The sequence below is a fragment of the Bacillus cereus group sp. MYBK79-1 genome, from assembly GCF_051915365.1.
Taxonomy (GTDB): Bacteria; Bacillota; Bacilli; order Bacillales; family Bacillaceae_G; genus Bacillus_A.
Window position 1 is genome coordinate 167303 of the sequence record NZ_JBQAEO010000005.1, and the last position, 15191, is coordinate 182493.

Consider the following 15191-nt stretch of genomic DNA (forward strand, 5'->3'; position numbering starts at 1 on the left):
GGATGTGATAAAAATGATTTGTAGTATGACAGGATTTGGAAGGTCAAAAGTAGAAAATGATACTTTTCAAATTACAGTAGAAATGAAATCGGTGAACCACCGTTTTCTAGAGATGAGTATTCGACTTCCGAAGCAAATGATGGTATTTGAAGACAAAATTCGTAAAATAATTGCAGAACAAGTTCGGCGTGGACGTATAGAAGTGTCTATTAGTATAACGGGTGAAGGGCTTGTTGAAAGAAAATTAAGTGTGAATTGGTCGCTTCTTGAGCAGTACCAATCGATTATGGAAGATATAAAAGGAAAATTTCAATTACAAGATTCTATTACACTTCAGCAATTAATGGCAATGCCAGAAGTAACAGCGATTGAAGAAGTAGAAAATGTAAATGAACAATTTGAGAACAGTTTATATGAGGCTGTTCGCCAAGCTGCTCATATGTTAAAAACGATGAGAGATGGCGAAGGAGAACGATTACATAAAGATATAGCGTATCGTTTACAAGAGATTCACAATTGTGTAAATGCAATTATTCCGCATGCACCAATTGTTACACAAAAATATCGTGAACGATTAGAAAATCGCTTAAAAGAATTACATAATCAAGAACTAGATGAACAAAGATTGTTAACAGAAGTCGCAATCTTTACAGAGCGTTGTGATATTCACGAAGAGTTAGTTCGTTTGCAAAGTCATTTAGAGCAATTTCGTGAAACACTGCAGATTGAAGAGCCTGTTGGAAGAAAAATGGATTTCATCGTGCAAGAGATGCATAGAGAAATTAATACGATTGGTTCTAAGGCAAATGACTTAACAATTTCAAAATATGTTGTAGAAATGAAAAATAACCTTGAAAAAATTCGTGAACAAGTACAAAATATTGAGTAGCTTTCAAAAAATATATAAAGTTATACGTGGTGGAGAAATCGGATAGACTTACTAGGAGGCGCAAACTATGGCCATGCGGTTTTTAAATATTGGATACGGAAATATTGTATCTGCTCATCGAATTATTGCTATTGTAAGTCCGGAGTCAGCTCCTATTAAACGAACAGTACAGGAAGCACGCGAACATAATGCTTTGCTTGATGCTACGTATGGGAGAAAAACAAGGGCGGTTATTGTTATGGATGATGGGCATGTGGTATTAAGTCCGATTCAGCCAGAGACGATTGCACATCGTTTGAATAATAAAGAAGAGTTAAGTGAGGAAGGGTAGGTTTTACATATTTATGAGAAGTAGAAGAGGATTGCTCATCGTTCTTTCAGGACCTTCTGGGGTTGGTAAAGGAACGGTTCGAAAAGAGCTGTTTAGTCATGAGGATACACGTTTTCAGTACTCCATTTCAGTAACGACACGTAAGCCACGTGAAGGTGAAGTAGATGGTGTGGATTATTTCTTTAAAGAGAGAGAAGAATTTGAGGAAATGATTCGTAATGAAAAATTACTTGAGTGGGCTGAGTTCGTAGGTAATTATTACGGAACACCGATTGACTATGTTGAAAAAACATTACAAGAAGGAAAAGATGTATTCTTAGAAATTGAAGTGCAAGGAGCAATTCAAGTTAAGAAAGCTTTCCCAGAAGGTGTATTTATTTTCTTAGCACCTCCAAGTTTATCTGAACTAAAGAACCGTATAGTCGGCCGTGGTACAGAAACTGAAGATGTTATTGAAAATCGTTTAACGGTAGCGAAAGAAGAAATCGAAATGATGGACGCTTACGACTATGTTGTAGAAAACGATCAAGTTGAACTAGCTTGTGAAAGAATTAAAGCAATTGTGGTTGGTGAACATTGCCGCCGCGAAAGAGTAGCAAAATATTATAAAGAAATGACGGAGGGTCTATAATTATGTTAAATCCATCAATTGATTCATTATTAACAAAAATCGATTCTAAATATACACTTGTAACAGTAGCTGCAAAACGTGCGCGTGAAATGCAACTTGCTGATAACTGTGTTATCGAGCAACCTGTTTCTCATAAATGTGTAGGTAAATCATTAGAAGAAATCGATGCAGAAGTATTAAAATATGTACCAAGCGAAGACAAAATCATCGATTAAGACATTCTTTTCGACAAACTAAAACATAGACTTTATAATTTTCTATGTAACGGTAACAACCTATTTACAAGTAGGTTGTTATTTTTTTACGATAGGGAAGAAATATTGGTACTGATGAGCTGGGAATTCTGTTTCAGTATTATAAGTTTGAAAAAGAAAGAGGACGAGCCATATGCTAAAAGGGAAAAAGATACTTCTATGTGTAACAGGAGGCATTGCGGTCTTTAAAGCGGCTGCGTTAACTAGTAAATTGACACAAGCTGGTGCTATTGTAAAAGTAATGATGAGTGAGTCGGCAATGAAGTTTGTTACGCCTCTTACATTTCAAGCACTTTCTCGCCATGACGTATATACAGATACATTCGATGAGAAAGACTCAGCTGTTATTGCACATATCGATTTAGCAGATTGGGCAGATGTAGTACTTGTTGCACCTGCTACTGCCAATTGTATTGGGAAGTTAGCTGGTGGTATTGCAGACGATATGATTACAACTACTTTGTTAGCTACTACAGCCCCAGTATGGATTGCACCTGCTATGAATGTGCATATGTATGAAAACAAAATTGTACAAAAAAATATGATGACGTTAAAAACATTAGGATATACATTTATTGAGCCTGGAGAAGGTTTTTTAGCGTGTGGTTATGTTGCGAAGGGAAGACTAGAAGAACCGGAAGCAATCATTGCACGGTTAGAAGAAGCTTTTTCTGAACAAAAACCATTGCAAGGAAAAAAAATATTAATAACTGCTGGCCCAACTCGTGAAAAGATTGATCCAGTGCGTTTTATGACCAATTTTTCTTCTGGAAAAATGGGATATGCAATTGCGGAAGTTGCAGCGAACTTAGGTGCTGATGTCATACTTGTTTCGGGACCGACAGCATTAAACCCACCATTACATGTAAATACGGTACAAGTGGAATCTGCACAAGATATGTTAGAAGTAGTTCTGCAACAGTATCAAAACGTAGATGTTGTCATTAAAACAGCAGCAGTTGCGGATTATCGCCCGAAATATGTTCATGATAATAAAATGAAAAAGAAAAATGGTGATGCTGTAATCGAACTCGAGAGAACAGTAGATATTTTAAAAACGTTAGGTGAGATGAAGGACAAACAGTTACTTATCGGTTTTGCGGCTGAAACGACAAAGGTAGAGGAATATGCAACAAAAAAATTACGTGAGAAAAATGCGAATATGATTGTTGCGAACGATGTAAAGGCACAAGGAGCTGGATTTGGTACAGATACAAACATTGTAACAATGTATAGAAAAGATGGAGAAGTTATCGAGTTGCCACTTTTAACGAAGAAAGAGGTTGCTCGTGAAATATTAAAGCAAATTGAAATGATGTTAGAAGATGATCGTCTATGAAATTTGCAAGTGTAATTGTTGATGTACCTGCACGTCAGACAGATCGACCATTTGATTATATTATCCCTAAAAAGTGGGAAGATATTGTCCAGACAGGCATGCGTGTAGTAGTTCCATTTGGTCCAAGGAAATTGCAAGGTTTTATTATTGGGATCAAAGATTCGGCTGAAGTAGAAAGTAAGAAGTTAAAGGCAATCCATGAAATATTAGATGTAACACCGGTTATAAACGAGGAGTTATTAAAGCTTGGATATTGGCTTACGAGTGAAACATTATGTTATATGATTTCAGCTTTTCAAGTCATGCTTCCAACGGCGATAAAAGCAACATATAAAAAGCGTCTACAACTTCGCGAGCAAGAAGAAGTAGCACCTGAACTACTGTTTTTATTTCAGGACAAAGAAGCGATAGATTGGGAAGTTATTGAGACGCAGCCGCATCTATATCGCACGATTCAACAAGAAATTAAAAATGGCACGATTGAAGTTGTTTATCAGGTAAAAGATAAAGTGCAAAAGAAGAAACAAAGAGTCGTTCAACCGGAGTTGTCAGAAGATAAATTGGAATTAGCAGCATTTGAACTGAAAAGTAAAAAACAACAAGATGTACTCTATTATTTTGTGGAAAATTATAAAAGTGTGCCGTTGAAAGTGATAACAGAAGAGTTGCAAATAACAGACGCTCCGATTAAAGCACTTGTTAAAAAGGGGCTAATTTCAGAAAAGTATGTGGAAGTGTACCGAAATCCGTATGACGATGATGATTTTGAACAAACGAAACCATTCCCACTTACGGAGGAACAAAAGCAAGTTATTGCACCGATTTTATCATCAATTACAAATGAAACTTACAATCCATTTTTACTATATGGTGTTACAGGAAGCGGAAAAACAGAAGTATATTTACAATCTATAGCAGCGGTGCTCGCGAAAGGGAAAGAAGCTATTGTACTTGTTCCTGAAATTGCACTAACGCCTCAAATGGTAGATCGTTTTAAAGGTAGATTTGGCTCGCAAGTTGCGGTTCTTCATAGTGCGCTGTCTGTTGGAGAAAAATATGATGAATGGCGTAAGATTTTAAGAAAAGAAGTGAAAGTTGTAGTTGGTGCACGTTCAGCTGTATTTGCTCCTTTTGAAAATTTAGGGATTATTATTATTGATGAGGAGCATGAATCGAGCTATAAGCAAGAAGATAATCCGAGGTATCATGCAAGGGATGTAGCTGTGTGGAGGGGGCAATATCATAAATGTCCTATCGTTCTTGGTAGTGCAACACCGACACTTGAATCGTTTGCAAGAGCGAAAAAAGGTGTGTATGAATTACTAACGATGGAAAAACGTATGAATGAACAAGCTTTACCGACGGTAGAGATTGTTGATATGCGTGAGGAACTTCGTGACGGGAATCGTTCCATGTTTTCGAAGGCACTGCATGAAAAAATAGCAGATCGATTAGAAAAGAAAGAACAGATGGTGCTCTTCTTAAATAGAAGAGGTCATTCTACATTTGTTATGTGCCGTGATTGCGGGTATGTTGTACAATGTCCGCATTGTGATATCTCGCTGACATATCATAAAATGAACCATCGTTTAAAATGTCATTATTGCAGTCATGAAGAGAATATGCCGACTGCGTGTCCTGCTTGTCAAAGTACATATATTCGTTTCTTTGGTACAGGTACACAAAAGGTAGAAGAAGAAATTACAAAATTATTTCCAGAGGCACGAGTCATTCGAATGGATGTAGACACGACAAGTCGCAAAGGAATGCATGAAAAATTATTAAAGGCGTTCGGAGAAGAAAAAGCAGATATACTACTTGGAACACAAATGATTGCGAAAGGATTAGATTTTCCTAAAGTAACGCTTGTCGGGGTGTTAACTGCAGATACGATGCTTCACTTACCTGATTTTCGAGCGAGTGAAAAGACGTATCAGTTATTGACGCAAGTAAGTGGGCGAGCAGGCAGACATGAATTACCAGGGGAAGTTATAATTCAAACGTATACGCCAGAACATTACAGTATAGAGTTAGCAAAGAACCAACATTATGATGTGTTTTTTGATCAAGAAATGCAAATGAGACGAACAAGACAATATCCACCTTATTACTATGTTGTACTTGTAACAGTGTCTCATCCAGAATTATTAAAGGCAGTGCAAGTGACGGAAAAAATTGTCGGTCATTTACGGGCGCACTGCACGCAGCAAACGATGGTGTTAGGACCGGTTGCTTCAGCAATTCCAAGGATAAAAGATAGATATCGTTATCAATGCATGATAAAATACAAACGGGAACCAAACTTAAAGAACGTGCTCAAAATGGTAAATGAACATTATCAAGCAGAAATGCAAAAAGAGCTACAAATCTCAATTGATTTTAATCCAACAATGTTAATGTAGCGGAGGGAAATATGGCAGTTTTAGAAATAGTAAAGCATCCAAATGAAGTGTTAGAAACACCATGCGAAAGAGTAATTAACTTTGATAAAAAGTTAGTGAAATTGTTGAAAGATATGCATGAAACAATGTTAATTGCGGACGGAGTCGGTTTAGCTGCGCCTCAAGTAGGTGTAAGCTTGCAAGTAGCGGTAGTTGATATCGATGATGATACAGGGAAAATCGAGTTAATCAATCCGTCGATACTAGAAAAACGTGGTGAACAAGTAGGTCCCGAAGGCTGTCTAAGCTTCCCGGGACTTTATGGTGAAGTGGAACGTGCGGATTATATTAAAGTACGTGCGCAAAATCGCCGAGGTAAAGTATTTTTACTAGAAGCAGAAGGATTTTTAGCACGTGCAATTCAACATGAAATCGATCATTTACACGGTGTGTTATTTACATCGAAAGTGACAAGATATTATGAGGAAAACGAATTAGAATAGGTATTAAAAGGAGCGGTTTTTTAATGATAAAAGTAGTATTTATGGGAACACCGGACTTTTCAGTGCCGGTGCTTCGTCGTCTTATCGAAGATGGCTATGATGTAATAGGTGTTGTGACGCAACCCGATCGTCCGGTAGGTAGAAAAAAAGTATTAACACCTACACCTGTTAAAGTTGAAGCAGAAAAACATGGTATTCCGGTGTTACAACCGTTAAGAATTCGTGAAAAAGACGAATATGAACAAGTCTTAGCATTAGAGCCAGATTTAATTGTAACAGCTGCTTTCGGTCAGATTGTACCAAATGAAATTTTAGAAGCACCGAAGTATGGATGTATTAACGTCCACGCGTCTTTACTTCCTGAACTTCGTGGTGGTGCACCGATCCATTATGCAATTATGGAAGGTAAAGAAAAAACGGGTATTACAATTATGTATATGGTAGAGAAATTGGATGCTGGTGATATCTTAACGCAAGTAGAAGTGGAGATTGAAGAGCGTGAAACGACAGGCACTTTATTCGATAAGTTAAGTGAAGCAGGGGCACACCTTCTATCTAAAACAGTACCTTTATTAATTCAAGGTAAGTTAGAACCAATTAAACAAAACGAAGAAGAAGTAACGTTTGCATATAATATAAAACGTGAGCAAGAGAAAATTGATTGGACAAAAACAGGTGAAGAAGTATACAATCACATTCGCGGATTGAATCCATGGCCAGTTGCTTATACAACTTTAGCAGGACAGGTTGTTAAAGTATGGTGGGGAGAAAAAGTACCTGTAACGAAATCAGCTGAAGCAGGAACGATTGTTGCGATCGAAGAAGATGGTTTTGTTGTAGCAACAGGGAATGAGACAGGTGTTAAAATCACTGAATTGCAACCTTCTGGTAAAAAACGTATGAGTTGTTCGCAATTTTTACGTGGCACAAAACCTGAAATTGGAACGAAGTTAGGAGAAAATGCATGAGACAAAATGTTCGTGAGTTAGCTCTTGATGGCTTAATTCAAGTAGAAAAAAGTGGTGCATACAGTAACTTACTTTTAAATAATCTAATTGAAAAAAATGCAATTGATAGAAAAGATATTGGTTTGTTAACTGAAATTGTATATGGAACGATTCAACGTCGTGACACATTAGATTATTATTTACAGCCTTTTTTAAAAAAGAAGGTTGAGGCGTGGGTAAGAGTATTACTTCGCTTATCTTTATATCAAATGATTTATTTAGATCGAGTGCCCGAAAGAGCGGCTATTCATGAAGCAGTTGAGATTGCAAAGCGTCGCGGGCATAAAGGGATTGCCGGCATGGTAAACGGGGTATTACGTTCGATTCAAAGAGAAGGTGTACCTTCTGTAGATGAAATCAAAGATCCAGTAGAACGTTTGGCAATTGCAACAAGTCATCCAATGTGGCTTGTTCAAGACTGGACTTCTGAATATGGTTTAGAGGCAGCAGAGAAAATGTGTGAAGTGAACATGTTACCCCCAGTACCAACAGCGCGTGTAAATGTTGATAAAATAACAGTAGACGAAGCAATTGAGTTGTTGGCTAGTGAAGGTATAGAAGCGAAGCGCGGCGATTTATCAGAGGATGCGATCCAAATTGAAAGAGGAAATGTAGCGCATACAGATGCGTTCAAAAAAGGTTTTCTTTCTATTCAAGATGAAAGTTCTATGCTTGTAGCACGCGCTTTAGAACCGAATGAGGGAGATTTAGTTCTTGATAGTTGTGCTGCTCCGGGCGGAAAAACAACGCACATTGCAGAGCGATTAAAAGGAACAGGTCAAGTTATGTCTCTTGATTTACATGCACACAAAGTACGTTTAATTAAACAACAAGCAGAGCGACTTGGTCTAGAAAATGTCGAAACAAAAGCACTAGATGCTAGAAAAGTGCAAGAACACTTTGCAAATGAAACATTTGATAAAATATTAGTAGATGCACCATGTTCTGGATTTGGTGTGATTAGACGTAAACCTGATATTAAGTTAGGTAAAAATAAAGGCGATAGTGAAAGATTATCGACGATTCAACTTGCAATACTAGAAAAAATAGCACCGTTATTAAAACAAGGTGGTCGCCTTGTTTATAGTACGTGCACAATAGAAAAAATAGAAAATGAACAAGTAATAGAGCAATTTTTACAAGAGCATCCTGAATTTGAATGGGATACTACGATAAAAGGTCGCATGCCAGAAAAGTTAAATCCGTATATTGATGAAGGTCAAGTACGAATTTTACCGCATTATTTTGCAACAGATGGCTTTTATATTGCTTGTTTAAGGAAGAAGGTGTAGCATCGTGGAAACGACTGTGAGAAAACAAAAGAAAAATCTAGAAACGAAGAAACCATCAATTTATTCTTTACAACTTCATGAAATGCAAGATTGGTTAAAGGAACAAGGAGAACCTAAATTCCGTGCAGGACAAATCTTTGATTGGCTATATAAAAAACGTGTAAAAAATTATGACGACATGTCGAATCTTTCTAAAGGATTACGCGATAAATTGTCGAATTCCTTTGATATTACTACTTTAAATACATTGGTAAAACAAACATCTTCTGATGGAACAATTAAATTCTTATTCCAATTATATGATGGTTATTCTATTGAAACAGTGTTAATGCGACATGAATATGGAAATTCTATTTGTGTAACAACACAGGTCGGATGCCGTATTGGTTGTACGTTCTGTGCATCTACACTTGGTGGGTTAAAACGAAACTTAGAGGCTGGAGAGATTGTAGCGCAAGTAGTAGAAGTGCAACGTGCACTTGATGAAACAGAAGAACGTGTAAGTTCGCTTGTTGTTATGGGAATTGGAGAGCCGTTTGATAATTACGACAACTTAATGTCATTCTTACGCATTGTAAACCATGAAAAAGGAATTCATATTGGCGCAAGACATATGACAGTTTCAACAAGTGGAATTGTTCCAAAAATTTATAAGTTCGCTGAAGAAGATATGCAAATTAATTTTGCGATTTCATTGCATTCTGCAAATACAGAGTTACGTTCAAAATTAATGCCGATTAACCGTGCTTATAAGCTACCAGACTTAATGGAAGCTGTTAAATACTATGTAAATAGAACAGGGCGTCGTATTACGTTTGAATATGGCTTATTTGGAGGAGAAAATGACCAAGTTGAGCAAGCTGAAGAACTTGCTGCGCTTTTAAAAGGTGTAAAATGTCATGTAAACTTAATTCCGGTAAACTACGTACCTGAACGTGATTATGTACGTACGCCACGTGAACAAATTTTCTTATTTGAAAAAACGTTAAAAGATCGTGGAGTGAATGTAACAATTCGCCGTGAACAAGGTCATGATATTGATGCAGCCTGCGGTCAGTTACGTGCGAAGGAGCGTAAAGAAGAGACGAGGTGACAAGATGAAAGCCGTGTTTCTATCAGATAAAGGAAAAGTTCGTCAACATAATGAAGATAGTGCAGGAGTTTTTCACAATTTAGATGGAAATATTTTAGCGGTAGTAGCAGATGGAATGGGAGGTCATCGAGCTGGTGATGTAGCTAGCTCGATGACCATTCAATTATTCCACGATTATTGGAAGCAAACGCATAATATGAATGAACCCAAAAAAGTAGAAGAGTGGTTACATACGAGTGTTGGGATTATTAATGAGCGTATATACGAGTACTCTAAGCAACATGTAGAATGTAATGGTATGGGAACAACACTTATAATAGCGATTTGTACGCCAAACTTTGTGACAATAGGTCATATAGGAGATAGTCGTTGTTATATGGTATCAGAGGGCGAAATCTCGCTTGTAACGGAAGATCACTCACTTGTAAATGAGCTTGTGAGACATGGTGAAATTTCAAAAGAAGACGCAGAATATCACCCGAAAAAGAATGTTTTGTTAAGGGCATTAGGAACAGAAGAAAAAGTCGGATTAGATGTTAAAACATTGGTGCTTGAGGAAGATGATCAGTTACTTCTTTGCTCTGATGGATTATCTAACAAAGTTTCTATTGCTGATATGCAACAAATTTTACAGTTAAATGAACAGCTTGAAACTAAGGGACAACGTCTCATTCAATTGGCGAATGATCGTGGCGGGGAAGATAATATCACCCTTGTTCTTATTGATTATGCGGGTTCGACAAACGAAAGTAGGTGAAGTGCAACGTGCTGATTGGAAAACGCTTAAATGACCGTTATAAGCTACTGAAAATGATTGGTGGCGGTGGAATGGCCAATGTGTATTTAGCTCATGATGATATACTTGGCCGAGATGTAGCGGTAAAAATACTAAGACTCGACTATTCAAATAACGAAGAGTTTATTAAACGTTTCCATCGAGAAGCGCAGTCTGTTACAACGTTGTCGCATCCAAATATTGTGAATATGTATGATGTCGGAGAAGAAGATGGTATATATTATCTTGTAATGGAGTATGTACCAGGACAAACATTGAAGCAATACATAATTGAGCGAGGGATGTTACCGATAGGAGAAGCTCTTGATATTATGGAGCAGTTAACATCCGCCATGGCACACGCCCATCATTTTGAAATTGTGCACCGCGATATTAAACCGCACAATATTTTAATTCGAGCTGATGGAGTAATAAAAGTAACAGATTTTGGAATTGCGACAGCTACAAGTGCAACAACAATTACACATACAAATTCAGTACTCGGTTCGGTACATTATTTATCACCAGAACAAGCACGCGGCGGGATAGCAAATAAACAATCAGATATTTATTCCCTAGGGATTGTTATGTTTGAGTTGTTAACAGGAAGACAACCGTTTTCTGGCGAATCTGCTGTTGCTATAGCTTTAAAACATTTACAAAGTGAAATTCCGTCTCCGAGAAGATGGAACGAAAATATTCCGCAAAGTGTTGAAAATATTATATTGAAGGCAACTGCGAAAGATCCATTTCATCGATATCAATCTGCCAATGCGATGAAACGAGATATTGAAACTGCGCTTTATCCAGAGAGGATAAATGAGCAGCCATTTTACATACCGGAAGATATGGAAGCGACGAAAGCGATTCCGATTATTCAACAAGAACAATTATTCGAAAATATAACTGATGAAACAATTGTTTTAAAAGGAAGTAAAGTGGATGAACAGAAAAGAAAAGAAGAAGTAGGATTAAATAAGAAGAAAAAACGAAGTAATAAATGGCTCAAAATTTTAATTACAACATTTTTACTTTTAGCAATTGGAATAACGTTAGCGCTTACTGTTATTCCAGGATTCTTTATTCCAAAAGATGTAAAAGTCCCTGATGTGGCTGGTATGAAATATACGACTGCAGTAAATACATTAGTTGAAAAGGGTTTTGAGGTTACGGAACCTAATATCGTATATACAGATGATGTAGAGGTCGGTGGTGTTATAAAAACAGACCCTGTGGCCGGAAGAGTCGTGAAAGAGAACTCTAAAATTACTATCTATCAATCAGGTGGAAAAAAGAAAAATAAGATGAGTGATCTCACAGGAAAAGATTTTGAGAGTATAAGGAATGAATTAGAAGAAAAATATAAACAAGTTACAATAAATTATATTGAAAATGATAGGCCAAAAGGTGAAATCGTTGAGCAAATTCCGACGCCGGATCAAATGGTAGTAGAAGCGGAACAAGAACTGAAAATTTGGGTAAGTAAAGGTCCTTATCAAATTAGACCAGGTGATTTTTCAGGATGGACTGAAAATAGCGTAAATGGTTATTTGAATGAGAGAAAACTAACTCCAGATATAAAACGAGAGTATTCCGATACTGTTGATAAAGGACTTGTAATTTCGCAATCTCCAAAACCAGGAACGCCGTTAAAAGAAGGAGATAAAGTCACGATTATCATTTCAGAGGGTCCTAAGCCGAAAGTAACGAAAACAGTGAAAGTGGATAATATCTCTATTCCTTATGAGTCTTCTATAATAGGTGAGAAAAAACCACAAACGATAGAAATTTATAAAGAAGATATGCAACAAAAAATGGATAGGCCGATTGAAACTAGAACAATTTCAGAGTCGGCAACTATTTCTTTAGAATTTGTAATTCAAGAAGGTACAAAAGGACACTATAAAATTGTACGAGATGGTGTAACGATTATCGACAAAGAAGTACCATACCCAACTCAATAATAATGACTTCCATTTTCTTTCTAGAGGGGATGGAATGTATTACTCTTGCCTGTTATGCTGTCTACATATAGTGGACTGTATAACAGGCAAAAATATATGATTCAAAAAGCTATAAAAGTGATACTGTTATAAATAATATTTTAAATTTGATGGTAGATTAAATATATTAACTTGTATATATGACGGGTTTTGAAATAAGTATTTAAAGAATTTTAAACCATTCAATATTAATTACAGCTTCACTTTATACAAAATAAAGGAGAATTATATGCCAGAAGGAAAAATTGTAAAAGCTCTAAGTGGGTTTTATTATGTTCAGCATGAAGAAGGGATTACACAATGCCGCGGGCGTGGTGTGTTCAGAAAAAATAAAATTACACCACTGGTAGGAGACCAAGTCGTTTTTCAAGCAGATAATCCAAGTGAAGGATACGTGCTTGAAGTATTTGATCGAAAAAATGAACTTGTTAGGCCTCCTATTGCTAATGTTGATCAAGCAATTCTCGTTTTCTCAGCAGTAGAACCAGATTTTAATCCGGGACTGTTAGATCGATTTTTAGTGCTGATTGAATATCATAACATTAAGCCGATTATTTGCATTAGTAAGATGGATTTAGTGGATGAAAAAATGAGAGAGACTGTTGAATCTTATGCGAATGACTATCGTGAGATGGGATATGATGTATTATTTACTTCTATAAACACATCGGAAAGTATTGATATTTTAAAACCATTCTTAGAAGGTTGTGTTTCTGTTGTTGCAGGGCAATCTGGTGTTGGGAAATCTTCTATGCTTAACGTTTTACGCCCAGATTTAGAACTGAAAACGAATGATATTTCCTCGCATTTAGGACGCGGGAAACATACGACAAGACATGTGGAATTAATTGCGGTTGGAAGTGGACTAGTTGCAGACACACCTGGTTTTAGTTCACTTGATTTCATAGATATAGAGGTAGAAGATCTTACATATTGTTTTCCGGAGTTGAAAGAAGCGAGCCAATACTGTAAATTTAGAGGGTGTACACATCTTTCTGAACCGAAATGTGCTGTGAAGGCTGCGGTTGAAGAAGGAAAAATTACAGAATATCGTTATAAGAATTACAAACAATTCGTAGAAGAAATTAGAGAGAGAAAGCCGAGGTATTAGTTATGATTAAAATTGCACCATCGATCTTATCAGCAGATTTTTCAAAATTAGGGGAAGAGATTAAAGATGTAGAAAAAGGCGGAGCGGATTACATTCATGTCGATGTAATGGATGGGCATTTCGTACCAAATATTACGATTGGACCATTAATTGTAGAGGCGATCCGCCCGATTACATCGTTACCGTTAGATGTACATTTAATGATTGAAAATCCTGATAACTATATCCCGACTTTCGCAAAAGCGGGAGCAGATATTATTACTGTTCATGTAGAGGCGTGCCCTCATTTACATCGTACAATTCAGTTAATTAAATCTCATGGCATTAAAGCGGGAGTTGTATTAAATCCGCATACGCCAGTTTCAACGATTGAGCATGTATTAGAGGATATCGATATGGTATTACTTATGACAGTAAACCCTGGATTTGGCGGACAGAAATTTATCCATTCTGTATTACCGAAAATTAAACAAGTTGCAGAAATGGTTAAAGAGCGCAATCTAGACGTAGAAATTGAAGTTGATGGTGGTGTAAACGCTGAAACAGCAAGACTTTGTGTGGAAGCAGGAGCAAATGTACTTGTAGCTGGATCAGCAGTATACAATCAAAAAGACCGCGGTGAAGCAATTCGTGTCATTCGTGGATAATGAATGAACGAGTCTTTATCCCAGTGAAACTTCTAGTGTAGTAAGTTTTCACTATTTATAAAGGATAGAGAAAAAATATGTAAAAAGGCAATCTACCGAATGGCAGGTTGCCTTTTTACAATAGAAGGAGAAGGAATCATGATTATTCATATTTTAGCGGGTGGACCTGCGGAATATTGTGCAGATTTTTCTCGATATGAAAATGAGAAAGTAGTGTGGGCGGCAGTTGATAGAGGAGTATATCGTTTATTAAAAGGAGGAATTATTCCAGCTGTTGCGTTTGGAGATTACGATTCAGTTACTGAAGAGGAATTAGTATGGATGGGCCAGCAAACAAATGACTTACATATTGTTCCTCGTGAAAAAGATCAAACAGATTTAGAAATTGCGATTAATTGGGCGTTAGAACAAAATCCGACGTTGATTCGTATTTTTGGTGCCACCGGTGGAAGGCTGGATCACGGTTTAGCAAATATACAGATGCTTTTAAGAGGGTTAGAAGTAGAGATAGAAATGTGTATTGTAGACAACCAAAATGAAATAAGCGTGAAAAAAGTAGGTACACATATAATTGAAGATAATAAAAATTTCCCTTATGTATCTTTTGTGCCGGTTACTGAAATAGTGGAAGGGATTACATTACTTGGTTTTAAGTATCCTCTAACTAATAAAACAATAGAATGGGGATCAACACTTTGTATTAGTAATGAACTCGTTGAGGAAAAAGGTACTTTTTCATTTAGTTCTGGCATATTAATGGTGATAAGAAGCACTGATTAAAGAAACAATTTTGCTCCTTACATCATATAGTGAACAAGTGGAGTAATGGGGATTAGGAGGGAAACCATGAGATTTTATACAATTAAGTTACCTAAATTTCTTGGTGGAATTGTTCGTGCCATGTTAAATACCTTCAAAAAAGATTAAAAAAAGCA

16 protein-coding genes are annotated in these 15191 nt (G+C 36.7%); all 16 read left to right on the forward strand.

The annotated features are described in order from the left end of the window. Window positions 1-13 precede the first annotated feature (13 nt). The 16 genes from ACTFOB_RS11270 (at window position 14) to spoVM (ending at window position 15183) form a co-directional block, all read left to right on the forward strand. Window positions 14-889: a YicC/YloC family endoribonuclease gene (locus tag ACTFOB_RS11270; protein ID WP_151632676.1), complete on the forward strand. Its 876-nt coding sequence runs from the start codon at window positions 14-16 to the stop codon at window positions 887-889. A gap of 67 nt (window positions 890-956) precedes the next feature. Further along, window positions 957-1220, forward strand: coding sequence for an extracellular matrix/biofilm regulator RemA (gene remA / locus ACTFOB_RS11275; RefSeq protein ID WP_001251458.1), 264 nt, complete (start codon window positions 957-959; stop codon window positions 1218-1220). 13 nt (window positions 1221-1233) lie between these two features. Continuing rightward, a complete protein-coding gene (gmk, locus tag ACTFOB_RS11280) occupies window positions 1234-1851 on the forward strand; it encodes a guanylate kinase (protein ID WP_001257740.1) in 618 nt (205 codons plus the stop codon). A 2-nt stretch (window positions 1852-1853) separates the two neighbouring features. Next, window positions 1854-2066, forward strand: coding sequence for a DNA-directed RNA polymerase subunit omega (gene rpoZ, locus ACTFOB_RS11285; RefSeq protein ID WP_000933964.1), 213 nt, complete (start codon window positions 1854-1856; stop codon window positions 2064-2066). A 172-nt stretch (window positions 2067-2238) separates the two neighbouring features. Beyond that, complete coding sequence (gene coaBC / locus ACTFOB_RS11290) at window positions 2239-3444, forward strand: bifunctional phosphopantothenoylcysteine decarboxylase/phosphopantothenate--cysteine ligase CoaBC (RefSeq protein ID WP_000911721.1); 1206 nt, start codon at window positions 2239-2241, stop codon at window positions 3442-3444. After that, complete coding sequence (priA, locus tag ACTFOB_RS11295; protein ID WP_440025960.1) at window positions 3441-5846, forward strand: primosomal protein N'; 2406 nt, start codon at window positions 3441-3443, stop codon at window positions 5844-5846. The genes coaBC and priA overlap by 4 nt, the downstream gene beginning before the upstream one ends. An 11-nt stretch (window positions 5847-5857) precedes the next feature. Beyond that, the gene (gene def / locus ACTFOB_RS11300) at window positions 5858-6328 is read left to right on the forward strand and encodes a peptide deformylase (RefSeq protein WP_061678221.1); all 471 of its coding nucleotides are present in this window, start codon (window positions 5858-5860) and stop codon (window positions 6326-6328) included. Window positions 6329-6351: 23 nt separating this feature from the next. Further along, window positions 6352-7296 (forward strand): methionyl-tRNA formyltransferase, encoded by a 945-nt coding sequence (gene fmt / locus ACTFOB_RS11305; protein ID WP_440025962.1) that lies wholly within the window; start codon window positions 6352-6354, stop codon window positions 7294-7296. After that, entirely contained in the window at window positions 7293-8627 is a 1335-nt protein-coding gene (gene rsmB, locus ACTFOB_RS11310; protein ID WP_440025964.1) for a 16S rRNA (cytosine(967)-C(5))-methyltransferase RsmB, read from the forward strand. The genes fmt and rsmB overlap by 4 nt, the downstream gene beginning before the upstream one ends. 4 nt (window positions 8628-8631) lie before the next feature. Then, complete coding sequence (gene rlmN / locus ACTFOB_RS11315; RefSeq protein ID WP_000450539.1) at window positions 8632-9720, forward strand: 23S rRNA (adenine(2503)-C(2))-methyltransferase RlmN; 1089 nt, start codon at window positions 8632-8634, stop codon at window positions 9718-9720. 4 nt (window positions 9721-9724) lie between these two features. After that, window positions 9725-10477: a Stp1/IreP family PP2C-type Ser/Thr phosphatase gene (locus tag ACTFOB_RS11320; protein ID WP_000648694.1), complete on the forward strand. Its 753-nt coding sequence runs from the start codon at window positions 9725-9727 to the stop codon at window positions 10475-10477. A gap of 8 nt (window positions 10478-10485) precedes the next feature. After that, window positions 10486-12459 carry a serine/threonine protein kinase PrkC gene (gene prkC / locus ACTFOB_RS11325; protein WP_440025967.1) on the forward strand — a complete coding sequence of 658 codons (1974 nt, stop codon included), beginning with the start codon at window positions 10486-10488 and terminating at the stop codon, window positions 12457-12459. A 268-nt stretch (window positions 12460-12727) separates the two neighbouring features. Further along, window positions 12728-13609, forward strand: a complete 882-nt coding sequence (gene rsgA / locus ACTFOB_RS11330) for a ribosome small subunit-dependent GTPase A (RefSeq protein WP_341519148.1) — start codon at window positions 12728-12730, stop codon at window positions 13607-13609. Between the two features lie 2 nt (window positions 13610-13611). Then, window positions 13612-14256 (forward strand): ribulose-phosphate 3-epimerase, encoded by a 645-nt coding sequence (gene rpe, locus ACTFOB_RS11335; protein ID WP_087958595.1) that lies wholly within the window; start codon window positions 13612-13614, stop codon window positions 14254-14256. Between the two features lie 99 nt (window positions 14257-14355). Beyond that, the gene (locus tag ACTFOB_RS11340; protein ID WP_440025970.1) at window positions 14356-15036 is read left to right on the forward strand and encodes a thiamine diphosphokinase; all 681 of its coding nucleotides are present in this window, start codon (window positions 14356-14358) and stop codon (window positions 15034-15036) included. A 66-nt stretch (window positions 15037-15102) separates the two neighbouring features. After that, complete coding sequence (gene spoVM, locus ACTFOB_RS11345) at window positions 15103-15183, forward strand: stage V sporulation protein SpoVM (RefSeq protein WP_001213599.1); 81 nt, start codon at window positions 15103-15105, stop codon at window positions 15181-15183. Window positions 15184-15191: the final 8 nt, after the last annotated feature.

Bases quoted from the DNA above. Each gene is read 5' to 3' on its own strand.
- ACTFOB_RS11270 (WP_151632676.1), top strand. From the start codon at position 14: ATGATTTGTAGTATGACAGGATTTGGAAGGTCAAAAGTAGAAAATGAT.
- remA (WP_001251458.1), top strand. From the start codon at position 957: ATGGCCATGCGGTTTTTAAATATTGGATACGGAAATATTGTATCTGCT.
- gmk (WP_001257740.1), top strand. From the start codon at position 1,234: ATGAGAAGTAGAAGAGGATTGCTCATCGTTCTTTCAGGACCTTCTGGG.
- rpoZ (WP_000933964.1), top strand. From the start codon at position 1,854: ATGTTAAATCCATCAATTGATTCATTATTAACAAAAATCGATTCTAAA.
- coaBC (WP_000911721.1), top strand. From the start codon at position 2,239: ATGCTAAAAGGGAAAAAGATACTTCTATGTGTAACAGGAGGCATTGCG.
- priA (WP_440025960.1), top strand. From the start codon at position 3,441: ATGAAATTTGCAAGTGTAATTGTTGATGTACCTGCACGTCAGACAGAT.
- def (WP_061678221.1), top strand. From the start codon at position 5,858: ATGGCAGTTTTAGAAATAGTAAAGCATCCAAATGAAGTGTTAGAAACA.
- fmt (WP_440025962.1), top strand. From the start codon at position 6,352: ATGATAAAAGTAGTATTTATGGGAACACCGGACTTTTCAGTGCCGGTG.
- rsmB (WP_440025964.1), top strand. From the start codon at position 7,293: ATGAGACAAAATGTTCGTGAGTTAGCTCTTGATGGCTTAATTCAAGTA.
- ACTFOB_RS11320 (WP_000648694.1), top strand. From the start codon at position 9,725: ATGAAAGCCGTGTTTCTATCAGATAAAGGAAAAGTTCGTCAACATAAT.
- rsgA (WP_341519148.1), top strand. From the start codon at position 12,728: ATGCCAGAAGGAAAAATTGTAAAAGCTCTAAGTGGGTTTTATTATGTT.
- rpe (WP_087958595.1), top strand. From the start codon at position 13,612: ATGATTAAAATTGCACCATCGATCTTATCAGCAGATTTTTCAAAATTA.
- ACTFOB_RS11340 (WP_440025970.1), top strand. From the start codon at position 14,356: ATGGCAGGTTGCCTTTTTACAATAGAAGGAGAAGGAATCATGATTATT.
- spoVM (WP_001213599.1), top strand. From the start codon at position 15,103: ATGAGATTTTATACAATTAAGTTACCTAAATTTCTTGGTGGAATTGTT.